The sequence below is a fragment of the Desulfosporosinus burensis genome (assembly GCF_054657535.1).
This window is the reverse complement of sequence record NZ_BAAHYN010000025.1, coordinates 33,049-46,612: the sequence shown is the minus strand read 5'-3', so window position 1 is coordinate 46,612 and position 13,564 is coordinate 33,049. Positions and strand designations below refer to the sequence as shown.

The 13,564-nt window shown below is 38.9% G+C and carries 9 protein-coding genes; 8 read left to right on the top strand and 1 reads right to left on the bottom strand.

Going from position 1 to position 13,564, the window contains the following annotated elements; genetic code table 11:
• The coding region (locus ACYQ3Q_RS27270) for an acetyl-CoA hydrolase/transferase family protein (protein WP_459931550.1) at window positions 1–981 on the top strand (981 nt) is incomplete at its 5' end.
• A gap of 65 nt (window positions 982–1,046) precedes the next feature.
• Window positions 1,047–3,047 (top strand): sigma-54-dependent Fis family transcriptional regulator, encoded by a 2,001-nt coding sequence (locus ACYQ3Q_RS27265; protein ID WP_459931549.1) that lies wholly within the window; start codon window positions 1,047–1,049, stop codon window positions 3,045–3,047.
• Window positions 3,048–3,211: 164 nt separating this feature from the next.
• On the opposite strand, the gene ACYQ3Q_RS27260 is transcribed toward ACYQ3Q_RS27265, so the two are convergent.
• Window positions 3,212–3,658, bottom strand: a complete 447-nt coding sequence (locus ACYQ3Q_RS27260; protein WP_459931548.1) for a TIGR02328 family protein — start codon at window positions 3,656–3,658, stop codon at window positions 3,212–3,214.
• A 673-nt stretch (window positions 3,659–4,331) separates the two neighbouring features.
• On the opposite strand from ACYQ3Q_RS27260, the gene ACYQ3Q_RS27255 reads away from it, so the two are divergent.
• The 6 genes from ACYQ3Q_RS27255 (at window position 4,332) to ACYQ3Q_RS27230 (ending at window position 13,376) form a co-directional block, all read left to right on the top strand.
• The gene (locus tag ACYQ3Q_RS27255) at window positions 4,332–5,789 is read left to right on the top strand and encodes a sigma-54 interaction domain-containing protein (protein ID WP_459931547.1); all 1,458 of its coding nucleotides are present in this window, start codon (window positions 4,332–4,334) and stop codon (window positions 5,787–5,789) included.
• A 388-nt stretch (window positions 5,790–6,177) separates the two neighbouring features.
• A complete protein-coding gene (locus ACYQ3Q_RS27250; protein WP_459931546.1) occupies window positions 6,178–7,542 on the top strand; it encodes an MFS transporter in 1,365 nt (454 codons plus the stop codon).
• 90 nt (window positions 7,543–7,632) lie between these two features.
• Window positions 7,633–8,970 carry an acetyl-CoA hydrolase/transferase family protein gene (locus tag ACYQ3Q_RS27245; RefSeq protein ID WP_459931545.1) on the top strand — a complete coding sequence of 446 codons (1,338 nt, stop codon included), beginning with the start codon at window positions 7,633–7,635 and terminating at the stop codon, window positions 8,968–8,970.
• 411 nt (window positions 8,971–9,381) lie between these two features.
• Window positions 9,382–9,720 carry an arsenate reductase family protein gene (locus ACYQ3Q_RS27240; RefSeq protein ID WP_459931544.1) on the top strand — a complete coding sequence of 113 codons (339 nt, stop codon included), beginning with the start codon at window positions 9,382–9,384 and terminating at the stop codon, window positions 9,718–9,720.
• 24 nt (window positions 9,721–9,744) lie between these two features.
• On the top strand, window positions 9,745–12,222 hold the full coding sequence (locus ACYQ3Q_RS27235; RefSeq protein ID WP_459931543.1) for a YceG family protein: 2,478 nt from the start codon (window positions 9,745–9,747) through the stop codon (window positions 12,220–12,222).
• Between the two features lie 29 nt (window positions 12,223–12,251).
• On the top strand, window positions 12,252–13,376 hold the full coding sequence (locus ACYQ3Q_RS27230) for a toxic anion resistance protein (RefSeq protein ID WP_459931542.1): 1,125 nt from the start codon (window positions 12,252–12,254) through the stop codon (window positions 13,374–13,376).
• The last annotated feature ends 188 nt before the right edge of the window (window positions 13,377–13,564 follow it).

Sequence of the window (13,564 nt, the reverse complement as noted above, 5' to 3'; positions counted from 1 at the left end):
AAAGACCTTCCGCCAGGTAAGATCAAGGTGATATCTAGTGTTGCACCAATGGACAAGAATGGGTATTTCTGTACAGCCACTGCTCCCCTGTATTTTCATGAAGCGGCGCGGATGGAGAATACGATGGTAATCCTAGAAGTTAACGAGAATCAGCCCTATGTATATGGTGATAACTTCATCCACATATCTCAGATCGAATGTATTGTAGAAAGTAACCAACCGTTATATTCAATACCTTCAGCTGGCGAGGGCTCTGCAGAGGATATCGCCATTGCTGATTTACTATTAGAAATGATTGAGGATGGTTCTACGATACAGCTGGGAATTGGAGGGATGCCTAATATACTAGGTAAGCTCCTGGCAAATAAACATAATTTAGGAGCTCATACGGAAATGCTGGGCGATGCCTATAAATACCTATGGGAATTAGGCGTCTTAAACGGTAAAAAGAAAACACTAAGTCGCGAGAAAATATGTGCATGTTTTGCTCTCGGGTCAGTCGAAACGTACCAGTGGATGCACGAAAATCCGGCGGTGGAGATGCACAGCCAAGCTTGGACCAATAATCCATATATAATAGGTCAAAATCATAAAATGGTCTCCATAAATCAGGCTCTTGAAGTAGATCTTACGGGTCAGGTGGCGTCTGAAAGCATTGGCCCAAAGATATATAGTGGTACAGGTGGGCAGTTGGATTTCACACGGGGAGCACAGCTTTCACCTGGGGGAAAAGCCTTTATATGCCTTCGTTCAGCAGCTAATACTAATTATGGCCGAGTTTCAAAAATTGTTTCATTGTTAAAACATGGTTCTGCGGTTACTACTCCCCGCCAAGAAATTAATTACGTTGTGACTGAACAAGGGGTTGCCCAACTTCGAGGTAAGAATATGAGCGAACGTGCTCAAGTGTTAATTAGTATTGCTCATCCCGATTTCAGAGCCGAACTCCGCGAAGAGGCTAAAATGCTTAATTTGTTTTAAGATGGAACCATTTGTGGTCTTTGCTTAATCGCTTTGATACTTCCAACTTTGGGAGGAGGATTAATATGACATCTAACACAAATGGCCAAGATAAAAGTATTTGGGGTAAATTTATTGCTGGCGAGCCTATTGATACCTCAAAACTAAAGCCAGAAGTTTTAGCTTCATGGCGAAGGTGTAAAGGCAAAGTTAATCCACGTAAAGGGAAAAATTATGATCTATGGTCTACTAAGGATTTTGAACGAATCAAGCTAAAATACAGAGAATTAATAGAGATTGCTGTTCCAGCCATGGATAACTTTTATGATTTTGTCAAAGGTTCGGGCTTTTCGATAACATTAGAGGCTATCGAGCATAATAATCATTTTGTGCTTGAAGCAGTCGGGGACCCTTCAGCATTAGCGATGCACGAAACAAGCAAGGCAGTTCAGGGAAGCAATTGGTCAGAATCCGTGATGGGAACCAGTGCCTCTGCTATAGCAGTCTATCATGATCGACCTTTTCAGGTTCATCCTGACGAGCATTGGTGCGTATGTCTCAAGCACTGCACTACCTCATCCGCTCCTATTCATGATCCAGATACTCAGGCAATAATTGGTACGTTAACTGTGGCCGCAAGTTATATCAAGGTTCAATCTCATACTTTAGGGATGGTAGTAGCTGCGGTTGACTCTATCGAGAAACAACTGGCAGTCCATCGCCTAGCCAGGAAATTCGAGATTGCCAATCACTTTAAAACCGTAATTATGGAATGTTTTTCCGACGGATTAATAGCCATTGATGAATTCGGCGCGGTCATCCATGTAAACCAAAAGGCCTTAGATATCCTGGGTTTTGAACAACATCCTATTGGAAAAAATATTTTTAGTATTTTGAATAAAACCTTTGAATCAATTAATCGGTACAGAGATCTTGCAAGTGTTATTAATTCCCAAGAAAATGTTACGGATCGGTTTGTAAACATCCAAAACTCTACCGGAATAATCAGGTGTGTGGTCTCGACACGTTATTTAGAATCAAACGGGGAGCTTCTCGGTAAAGTCTTGATAATTCAACAGATGTCCCGAGCTGCAAAGTTCGTTACCAGCGCCTTGGGAAATTATGCTCGTTTTACTTTCTCCGATCTCATTGGACAAGAGCAAAAATTTCTTGACTGCATCAAAATCGGTATAAAAGTTGCAAAAACTTATTCCAATGTTTTAATTCTAGGAGAAAGCGGAACTGGAAAAGAACTGTTCGCCCAAGCAATCCATAATGCAAGTTCACGGAAAGATCAACCTTTCTTTGCTATAAATTGTGCCGCTATTCCACGAGATTTATTGGGTAGTGAACTTTTCGGATATGTAGAAGGTGCCTTTACCGGGGCTAAAAAAGGAGGCAGTCCTGGGAAATTTGAACTGGCTGATGGCGGCACTATTTTTTTGGATGAGATTGGGGAAATGCCCTTAGACATGCAGACATCCCTCTTGCGTGTTCTTGAGGAAAAGGCAGTCACCCGGGTCGGGGATAAAGGTGCCATTCCTGTAGATGTACGTGTCATTGTGGCTACGAATAGGGATCTAGAAAAAGAGGTAGAAATAGGAGATTTCCGTGCAGATTTGTACTACCGCATTAACGTTGTAAGCATTGAACTTCCGCCCCTACGAGATAGAAAAGGGGATATCTCTCTATTAATAGCTCACTTTGTCAAAAAAATGGCTGAACGAATGGAGACGAAAATAGACAGTATCGCCCCAGATGTTTATCGGAACTGTGCACTGTATGATTGGCCAGGGAATGTACGCGAGTTGCAGAACATAATAGAAAGGGCAGTGACTATGGTAGAGGGAAATACAATAAGTTCGCAATTATTCCCGGAAAGATTGGCTAAATTATCAATTGATTTTCCTCATAATTCAGAGGCATGCAAACTTAGAGATTTTAGGAAGACGTTAGAGCATGACGCTATTCAAGCGTGCATTGAAACATGTGGAGGAAATATGACCCAGGTGGCTAAAGAGCTAGGTATTTCTCGTGCCACACTTTATCGTAAATTCAAACAAAACAATACCTCTTTAAATCATTAAACTCCAGGCTTTTTTTTAAAAATAGTCCCATAAATAATAAGTCCGAATTCGCAATAAATTTGTTAATTCGGACTTGCTTATTTTATTTCTATAAGAGTAACTCATTCACTTAATAATATTTTTCCTTTCCTATATAAATACCATAGTTAAATATCTGGATTTATTTATTCAGCCCCGGTCAATTTAATATGCTGCATGAATCTCGTCTTAGCACTGCTGCTATGAGGCGATATCGAGGAGAGTCTTACGCCTTTTTTTGCAAGGTTGGCAATACATTCCTCTCGATAAGCATCGTCATGCTCAGGGTAAATCTTAGATTCCACGACAGGATTCTGTTCAGATGTCAAAATGCTCGCCCAAGGAATAGCCTTTTTCCCACGGTATTCAGGGTAGTACCATTGAGGATTCGGCTGATAGCCCCGGTGTTCCATTTCTTTGAGAACTAGACAATGATAGTCTACAAGATTTTTCACACTGTGAGTAAATACATAATCAACGGTAGAATGTTTTTTTCCCCACCCCATTCCGCGCAAGGCGCAGCATTCTCGATGCTGTCCGAGTAGTTGAGCGCGCGGTAATAACGGAAGAAGATCTTGATGCCATAGTCGCATTTCTTTAGTTTCCTTACCTTTCCTAAGCAAGCTCGAGGATTATAAACGTTGATCTTTAATCCACAACAATAACCCAAGAAGGTCAAAATTGACGCTCATAGATGACCGTTAATGGGTTCCTAGTTAAAAAAATCAAAGGGAATAAATAGGACAAAAGGCTTCAAACCAGCTTTATTTATTTGAAAATACAGAATATAAACAATAGTTCGTCTGGCATAGATTTTGCAGTAAGAATATTAAATGAGGCTATATTTTGGCAGGCAGCAGGAGATTAGGGTTATATATTACAATAAAGCAGCGATCTATACAGTACTTAAGGCTCGTGCTTTAAAATAAGGAGAATAGTAATGAATCTTGAACAGGCAGTCGTAATAGCTACCCTCTCCCACGAGGGTTTTCTTTGTTATGAAATAATTTATCTCAACAATGTTTCAACTGAACCCTATTTATTTAACTTATGGTAAATTGCTTAAATTATCCAATCATTCAGTATTTTTTGAATAATACTCTTGCGCTGCAACCTTTCAAACAGTACAATCAATATAGCGTTATGACATATTTAACCATCTATGGTCATTTATGACATAGAGCATCGTTGAAAATAACTTTTTAAGATAAAAAACTAAATCCGATTTCCAATTAATTTGGCAGTATTGAAAAAGGAGTGGATTCAATGGGACTAGGAGAAGAAACCATTAGCCAAGAACTTCTTGAACAGCTTAAAAGACGTAATGCCGAATTAGAGAAACAGAATCGGGACTATTTAGGAATGCTTGAAAACTCTTATGATGGTCTGCTTATCGCCGATGGTGAAAGTAAAATTATCTATACCAATCCCTCGATTGAACGAATTATGGGGCTAAAGTACCCAGATTCAATAGGTCGAACAACAAGAGACCTGACTGCAGAGGGAATAACTGATGCCAGTGCGACGTTAAGAGTTATTGAATCCGGCGTGAAAGAAACGGCAGTGATAAATACTATTCTTGGTAAGACTGCTCTAAGTACTGGTGTTCCAAGTTACGATAGTAACGGGAAAATCCATAGGATATATTGTAACGTACGGGATATAACGGATTTAAATCAATTAAAGAACAAATACCTGCAAACACAAGCGCTTGCCTCTAAATATTTAGCAGAACTGAATCAAATTAAAAAAGACAATAACATGGAGATCATCGCCCAGAGCGGAGAAATGCGTAAAGTTATCGATTTGGCTTATCGAGTCGCTTATGTTGACAGTACGGTTCTTTTACTAGGCGAGTCTGGGGTCGGAAAAGACTTAATTGCTAATATAATTCATAAGGCAAGCCCTCGTAATGAAGCTGGCTTATTTTTAAAAATTAATTGCGGGGCTATTCCTGAGAATCTTTTGGAATCTGAATTATTCGGATATGAAACAGGGGCATTTACTGGAGCTAGCAAAGAAGGTAAAGCGGGATATTTTGAATTTGTAAATAAAGGTACTCTTTTTCTAGATGAAATAGGAGATTTACCTAAAAACTTGCAAGTTAAGCTTTTGAATGTTATTCAGGATCAACAAGTAACTAGGCTGGGAGGAGTTAAGCCAAAAGAGATTGATGTGCGGATATTGGCAGCGACTAATAAAAACCTTGAGGATATGGTCAGGCGAGGACTTTTTCGGGAAGATTTATTTTATCGATTAAATGTTTTGCCAATTACGATTCCCCCCTTGCGTGAAAGAAAAGATGACATTCTTTTAATTATTCAACATTATGCTGACCATTTCAATAAAAAATATAATTTCAATGTAAAATTCAGCAAAGAAGCGATTGAAACTTTGTCTAAATATGATTGGCCGGGTAATGTCCGAGAACTGGCCAATTTAGTTGAGCGCTTGATCATTATTGCCCAAGAAACGGTTATAACTCCTAAACACATCCCTCCAAAATTTCATCAAACATGTGAACCTCTATCATTAGACAATAATTATCTAGCGAAGACCCTTAATGAAGCAATGGAAGAATTCGAAAATAGATTTATCGCTCAAATGATTACGCGCTGCGGGAGCAGGGAAGAAGCAGCAGTACAGCTGGATATCAGTCTATCTAGTCTAACAAGAAGGATCAGAAGACTAAAAAGGTCAAAATTGACATTCATAAATGGTTAATAATGAGTTCATAGACATTAAGAAATAAGTAGTAGAATTGATAAGCTGGCCTATAATCAGGCCCTGAAAAATTAATATCATAAAATCTGATTGGCATGAATATTGCAACTATTTAGATTATACCGACAATATTGTTTTGAAAAAGCAATTGTCGGGATCAAAAGTAGTTGCAATATTTATTTGAAATGAGGTGAGTTGCCTAGAACATGGTCTGACTAACGACTCTTGAGTAAAGCCATAAAGGGTAAAGGAAAAGTGCTTCTTGATTAAATATCCTATTTATGTATGAAAAATGAAAAATATCGGCATGGGGAGGAAGTTCTCTTAAAAAAAATCCAGTCAATCTTTTGGTATTATTCATTATCTAATTAAGTTAGGGAGGTAACCAATGGATAAGAAGTCAACAATTTCTGAGATTATTGATAGTTTAGGTGTATCAAAATATACGTTTACTGTTTATCTTTTAGTTGGTCTTGCGCTTCTTTTTGATGGATATGATTATATGATTGTCGCCTATACAATGCCGCAGATGGCCAAAGAATGGGCGCTAACAAAGGTTCAAACCGGAAGTCTTGCCTCCTGGAGCCTTTTGGGCTTAATGATCGGGGGAATATTTTCAGGGGTTATTTCTGATCGCATCGGTAGGAAAAAGACTCTTGCATTTTTTGTGGCTTTTTATTCCATCTTAACAATGCCCATTTATTTTGCGCCTAATTTTGAAGTATTTGCTATTCTGAGGGTAATTGCTGGCATGGGTCTCGGTGCTTGTATACCTATTGCAGTGACAATGATGTCAGAGAGTGCACCGACCAAGAATAGGGGTTATTTTATCTCGTCAATAATGGCCTTCTATGTCTTAGGCTGGGTGATAGCGGGTATTGTTGCTATTTATATAGTTCCTGTCTATGGCTGGAGAGTTTGCTTTCTTACAGGAGGGATACCTGCTCTATTCTCGATAGTGTTGCTGTTCAAACTCAATGAATCTCCACACTGGCTTTTAAGCAAAGGGCGAGAAAAAGAAGCATTAGAACTCATTAAAAAAATGGAGATATCAGCTAAAGGTGTGGCTAGTGATTGGGCTCCGGGTAGTTTAATTGTACCACCAGCCTTTAAAAAAGTTGGAGTAAGTGCAATTTTTTCTCCTGAATATCGCAAAGCGACTATGACTATTTGGACTATTTACTTCATGGGCTCAGTGGTGATTTATGGTATAACAGGCTGGCTACCTACCCTTCTTGTTGGAGCAGGGTATGGTTTAGTAAAGGGTTATTCTTTCGCTGTCTTACAAAATGTCTTTGGAATGATAGGCGGATTATGCACTGGTTATGTTGCAGATATCATTGGACGCCGAAAAAACGTTATTATGGGTTGGGGGTTTACGGCCATAGCAATTCTCTTACTAGGAGTTGCCGGTAACCAATGGCAAGTAGTTGTTTTTGGTGTGGTAGTAGGTTTTGCAATGAATTGGGCGTTAAGTGGTACCCAGCCGCTCCTTGCTGAAGCATACCCAACCGAATTTAGAACTACTGGTGTTTCTTGGGCTCAGGCATTTGGTCGTGTAGGAGGATTTCTCGGCCCTATTGTCGCAGGTTATGTACAACAGATGGGTGTTGGTTTTACCGGTACTTTTGTATTCTTTGCCATTCCACCAGTTATAGCATGTTTGGTTGCATTTTTCTTTGTTGTTGAAATGAAAGGAAAAAGTATCGAAAGTATTGCCACTATTAACGCTATTAACACTATTAAAGCCTAAATTCCTGACATTCCTATTTGCTCGAAGAAACCAAATAATGTCCGGTGGCGGGATAGTTTGATACTGTCATGTATCAAAGGAGGAGTTTTCTTGTATTTAAAATTTCAAGAACAATATAAAGAAAAGTATAGGTCACTGGAAGATGCCGCGATGTTGATTCAATCTGGAGACAAGATTGTGGCAAATCAATTCGTCAGCGAACCGATAGGGATATTAAATGCGATCGGTAAACGGGCTGAAGCAGGAGAATTTGACGATGTTGAGGTCCTTGGGCTGGGGCCGACATTATCGACGGATTGGATAAAACCCGAAATTTATCCCCACTTAAGGGCAAGTTCTGTGTTCATTCTTTCTCCAATATTGAGAGAAGCTGTAAGGAAGGGATACGCTAATTTTATTCCAGATAGTGTAAGCGGCAATGCTGCAGTTTTTATCGACAGGATTAAAGACCTTCCGCCAGGAAAGACCAAGGTAATATCCGCTTCAGCTCCAATGGATAAGAATGGGTATTTTTGTACTGCAACTGCACCCCTATACTTTCATGAGGTGGCGAAACAGGAAAATGCTATGGTAATCATGGAAGTTAACGAGAATCAGCCTTATGTATTTGGTGATAACTTCATACACATATCGCAGGTCGATTGTATTGTAGAAAGTAACCGACCATTATATACGATACCTGTCGCTAAAGAAGGCTCTGCAGAAGATATCGCCATTGCTGATTTATTATTAGAAAGGATTGAGGATGGATCTACTATACAGTTAGGCATTGGAGGGATGCCTAATCTACTAGGCACACTCCTGGCAAATAAGCATGATTTAGGAGCCCATACGGAGATGCTGGGTGATGCTTATAAATACCTATGGGAATTAGGCGTCCTAAATGGGAAAAAGAAAACCTTGAGTCGCCATAAAATATGTGCATGTTTTGCTCTAGGATCAGCTGAAACCTATAAGTGGATGCACGAGAATCCTGCGGTGGAGATGCACAGCACAACTTGGACCAATAATTGTTCTGTAATAGGTCAAAATCATAAATTGATCGCCATAAATCAAGCGATTGAAGTGGATCTTACAGGTCAGGTAGCTTCAGAAAGCATTGGTCCGAGGCAACATAGCGGTACAGGTGGTCAGTTGGATTTCGTCCGGGGAGCACAGCTTTCACCTGGAGGAAAAGCCTTTATATGCCTGCATTCAGCTGCCAATACTTCTAAGAAAGGCCGGCTTTCTAAAATTGTACCGTTATTAAACCATGGTACTGCGGTTTCTGTTCCCCGCCAGGACGTTGATTACGTCGTCACTGAATACGGTGTTGCTAAACTTCGAGGGAAGACTATGAGAGAGCGTGCCCAAGAGTTAATTAGTATTGCTCATCCAGATTTCAGAGACGAACTCCGTGAAGAAGCTAAAAAACTTACGTTATTTTAATATAGAAGATATAGGTCCTTTAGCTGAAGTAGCACGGATGGTGCATTAGGATTTAGAGACATTACAAGTGTCTCTTTTTTCGTTGTAATCGTAAATCTTGAAGAAATGAGGCATTAATAGTTATGTCATAGCCTGCTTTTGCAGGCTTTTTGGTTATTATATCAATGAAATGAGTTTTATTGCAGGTATTAAGATAATAATTGTAGAAATAATTAAATGGCTGTGTCGGAAAATAAGTTGTTACTCCCTAAAGAATTCAGACCGTTTTATGATAAGCTTACTAAAAAATATTCTTAGAAACAAACGAGGGGGAATGGTCTAGATAATTAGATAATGAGTTATGGAAGTATCAGTTAGAACGAATCGTGTAATAATCCCATAGAGATTGTTTCTTCTAAAGGAGATCGGGTGATGAATATTCAGATTTTCGGTGTAAAAAAATGTTTTGCCACAAAAAAAGCAGAACGTTATTTTAAAGAACGAAGAATTAACTATCAATTTGTAGATTTGACAATGCTTGGCTTGAGCAAAGGAGAATTGCAAAGTGTAAAGGCTGCTGTAGGATTAAAGAATCTAGTTAATAATGAGACTAAGGATTATAAGCGCTTAAACATGGATCGCATTATTTCGACTAGTGGTAAGGAAGAAATACTCTTGAACAATCCTAGTCTTTATAAAACCCCTATCGTACGCAATGGAAAACAGGCAACGGTAGGATATGAACCATCTATCTGGGAATCTTGGGAATAGTGATACTTAGCTTTCTTGAAAGGAGTGAGACGTACGGAAAGCAAGGAGAAGTTAACGATTTTAAAAGAATCAGACGATATTTTTAAGGATATTTTATCTCCTCTGAAAGAAAGGGGGGCGATACCGTACGTATATTTTTACCGTATTATTGGCTGCGACGACGAGAGACAGTATCAACTTGAGGTTATTAGGTTAGATGAAAGACTGAGATCAATGGGTAATTATTATTGTTTTGACAAAACTGTCCCACTGACTACCGACCGATCATTAATTGAACGAGCTAAAAAATTATTGGCACCTCTTCCGTTGAAGGATTTTAGTAATGGGGCGCTTCTAAATGTCTTAGAAACACAGGGCTATTTTTCATTAACCTCAGATAATCAAGTTCATCAAAAAATTAAAAAAGCCTTTGGCTTCATGATAAATCTATTTATGACGAATGAGGGACCGGTTAATTTAAGTATAATGCTCAATTTTAGTACTAAAATTTTGCTGTGGTTTGGTAACTATGGCAAACTCATCAATAAAAAATCACCCTATAACCCTAAAATTGTTTATTGGGGAAGTCCTACCAAACACGAAACTTATTTCCTGATTCTAATGTCCCTAGTCGGGTTTGATGTACTTGTGCTAAATACTTCGTTTAAAGATTTATTTGAGACTATAGATTACAAAAACGAATATTGCTTGTTAATTAGAAAGTCGAAAGACCTTCCAATAGGGGCCTTTCCCTCAAAAAGATCTCAGGAAAAGCCTAAAACCATTATGCCCACACTTGAGCAAGAGAAGATCAAAAGCGACACGCAAATACAGAACAAGAATCGGTTGGATAGCTTAAGCAACGGTCCTATTATTGTGGTCTCCTTGAAGAAAACGGCTTCGATCTTTGAGGATAGTTTAGTGCCCTTGAACCAACGCAGTGGTTTTGTAGGGGAACCCTATCCAATAGTTCCGACCTATTTTGTTCGTTATATTGGAGTGCCCAGTACTACGGATGATTGGCAGGCGGAGTATTATAATACTCTTTACAATCTTGATAAAGGTTTTCAAAAATTCCAGTATCTAAAGTTTCTTGAGAGTATTCCGGCACCCACAGCTGAGGAAAGTGCCTTGATACCCCAGAGACTATTTAGCGATTCTCCTCAGGGCTGGCAGGAGCTTATCGAAAAGATTCTCCAGGCCAAGATCCTCCCCCAAACCTATGGAGAGCTTCTAAATAACACGATATTGAAATCGTTTGTGGAGATTGTTAAGCTCTTTGTAGAAAAAAATAGTAACGTTAATAGTTCCATTGTCTTAAATTTTTCGTTAAAGATTGTAAGTTGGTTCAACCGATACCTTCCGAGTCTCTTTACGCAAGGGAAGCGGAGTAATCCTTTCCGTGTCGAAGGGTCTAATCTACATAATCCCAAAATTCTTTTCTATGGTCCGATTAAAGCACACGAAATATTTCTGCTTTATGCTTTCCATAGGATAGGGTGTGACGTTCTGTTTATTCACTCTGAGCAATTGGGCGATAAACCATTTCAACGCTTCGATCAGGGCAATGTTTTAACTTATCCAGTCAAAAATAATCATAATTTATCCTTCGCTGCCTTTCCAGAACACGAGCAATTGATTCGCAAAAGCACCGTTGCCTATAATGCATCGAAAGAAATTGAGGAAGTAATCTATGGTGAAGAAGTGGGTCTTTTTAAACCATGGCAATTTGAAAACTACCTAACTCAACCGATAACTCTTAAAACCACCTATGATGAACTTAAAATACTCTGGCGAGAACCTACAAAACTTCGTCCAGAGTTTAAAATACAGAATAGGAAGGTTTATGTTCCCAATATATTTGCCAAGGTCAATGGAGTTAGCGAAGATATTAATGATTATTGGCAAGGCCTCAAAGCGCTTGCCGAGGCTCCTAATACAAAAATTATTCAGGATGTCCCCTTCACTAAAATATGCTATACCAAGCAGGAACTTTACCAAGCAAACTATTTACTGAACAAGGACGGATTTTTAGATGTGTCCAAAGTCCTGAAAGATCGGCATTACAAGTTGAGTTATCTCAAAGAACCTTTGCAACATTTCCTGATGGTTAAAATCAACGAACTAATGAGCTCAGGAATGTTTTTAACAACGGTTGATGAGAAATTTAAGTTAACCATAATCATGACGATCTTAACAATGGATGAATCCTTTATTAAGCTCATCCAAGGTTTTGATTATCCTCAAGAGATACCTAAAGTGATACTCTATGATCATGTTAAGGAATCCTTCAATGAAAATGACTGCATCTTAATTGCCTATTTTAACCTGATCGGTCTCGACGTTGTTATTTTTACGCCAACGAGCTACAGAAACATTGAACAGCATATCAAGCCAACTCTTTTGGATGTTCATCAGCTTCCTTTAGTGAAATACGACCTTGCTCTGCCACCTTTAAGCAGCATTTCAGCGCCATCAACTCCTAAACCTGGACTTTTATCTCGATTATTTAACCTTCGCTAGCACATAAATATAAGAAAAGGGGATTTGAAATGGAAATTCAAGGCTTTACAACCACGTTAACAGAGGATAAAAGCTTATTGCCGGTCCCTGTACCAGAGTTTGATCTAGAGAAACAGAAACATGAAGTTATGGTTAGAGTCCAAGAAAGCCTCGAGGTTCGCAGTATTGTACGACAAATCAATATAGAAGATGTTAGCTCAATCATGTCCTTTGGTAAGAACTCTGCAGAAGAGGTTGCTCGTTTTTCAGACGCTATCCTTCATTCTATGCAATCGACAAAGGTTGAGGATTCAGGCGAACTATTGCTTCAACTCAATAAGATCATGGAGAAGTTTGATATCAAAGATTTCGAACAAAAATCACCAGGCTTTCTAGAGAAGCTTTTCTCTAAAGCAAAGAATTCAGTTGATGCCCTCTTTAAAAAATATAACTCTATGGGTGATGAAGTTGATAAAGTATTTGTAACGCTGAAACAATATGAAGCAGAAATTAATATTGCCAATAAGCACTTAGCGGATATGTTTGATAAAAACACGGAGTATTACGAGCAGTTAGGGCAATATATTTACGCTGGTCAAGTTGTACTTGCAGAACTTAAGAATAATGTTATCCCTGCTGCTCAGGCTAAAGCTAATCAGACGGGTGACAGACTCGACCAACAAAACGTCAATAACTTACTGCAGGTTCAAGATATTATGGAACAAAGAATTTATGACTTACAACTTGCTGAAAATGTTGCTGTACAAAGTATGCCAACCATCAAAGCCATTGAATATGGAAATTATAACTTGGTGCGTAAGATTAATTCGGCGTTTGTGATTACCATGCCAATCTTTAAGCAATGCCTGGTTCAGGCCATCATGTTAAAGCGTCAATCAGTACAAGCCAAAGCGATGAGCGCGTTAGATGAGAAGACAAATGAGCTATTACTTCGTAATGCCGAAAACACTGCCTTACAATCAAAAATGGTGGCTAAACTAGCTTCAGGGAGTTCGGTGAGTATAGAAACCTTGGAAAAATCCTGGCAGACGATCGTCAAGGGTATTGAGGAAACAAAAGCGATTCAAGAAGAAATGAGACAAAAACGTTTAGACGGTACGAAGAGATTGGAGATCCTGAAACAGGATTTTGTGAATCGTGGAATCGTAAGGTAGTTACACTTCGAAGCTGACTAGAGCCTTTCACACACTTCAAATGAGGTGGTGGAAGGCTCTTGCAATTTTTACTACGAACGAAAAGTGCTTGGTAATATTTTGAAGGTCACTTCCGAGAAAATTTATCCAATTGTTGATTACAAGGTGTCATCTCTAACGTGTCCAATCAACGTATTTCCTGGATATCC

Coding starts and splice junctions, on each gene's coding strand:
- ACYQ3Q_RS27265 (WP_459931549.1), top strand. CDS start 1,047: ATGACATCTAACACAAATGGCCAAGATAAAAGTATTTGGGGTAAATTT.
- ACYQ3Q_RS27260 (WP_459931548.1), bottom strand. CDS start 3,658: ATGCGACTATGGCATCAAGATCTTCTTCCGTTATTACCGCGCGCTCAA.
- ACYQ3Q_RS27255 (WP_459931547.1), top strand. CDS start 4,332: ATGGGACTAGGAGAAGAAACCATTAGCCAAGAACTTCTTGAACAGCTT.
- ACYQ3Q_RS27250 (WP_459931546.1), top strand. CDS start 6,178: ATGGATAAGAAGTCAACAATTTCTGAGATTATTGATAGTTTAGGTGTA.
- ACYQ3Q_RS27240 (WP_459931544.1), top strand. CDS start 9,382: ATGAATATTCAGATTTTCGGTGTAAAAAAATGTTTTGCCACAAAAAAA.
- ACYQ3Q_RS27230 (WP_459931542.1), top strand. CDS start 12,252: ATGGAAATTCAAGGCTTTACAACCACGTTAACAGAGGATAAAAGCTTA.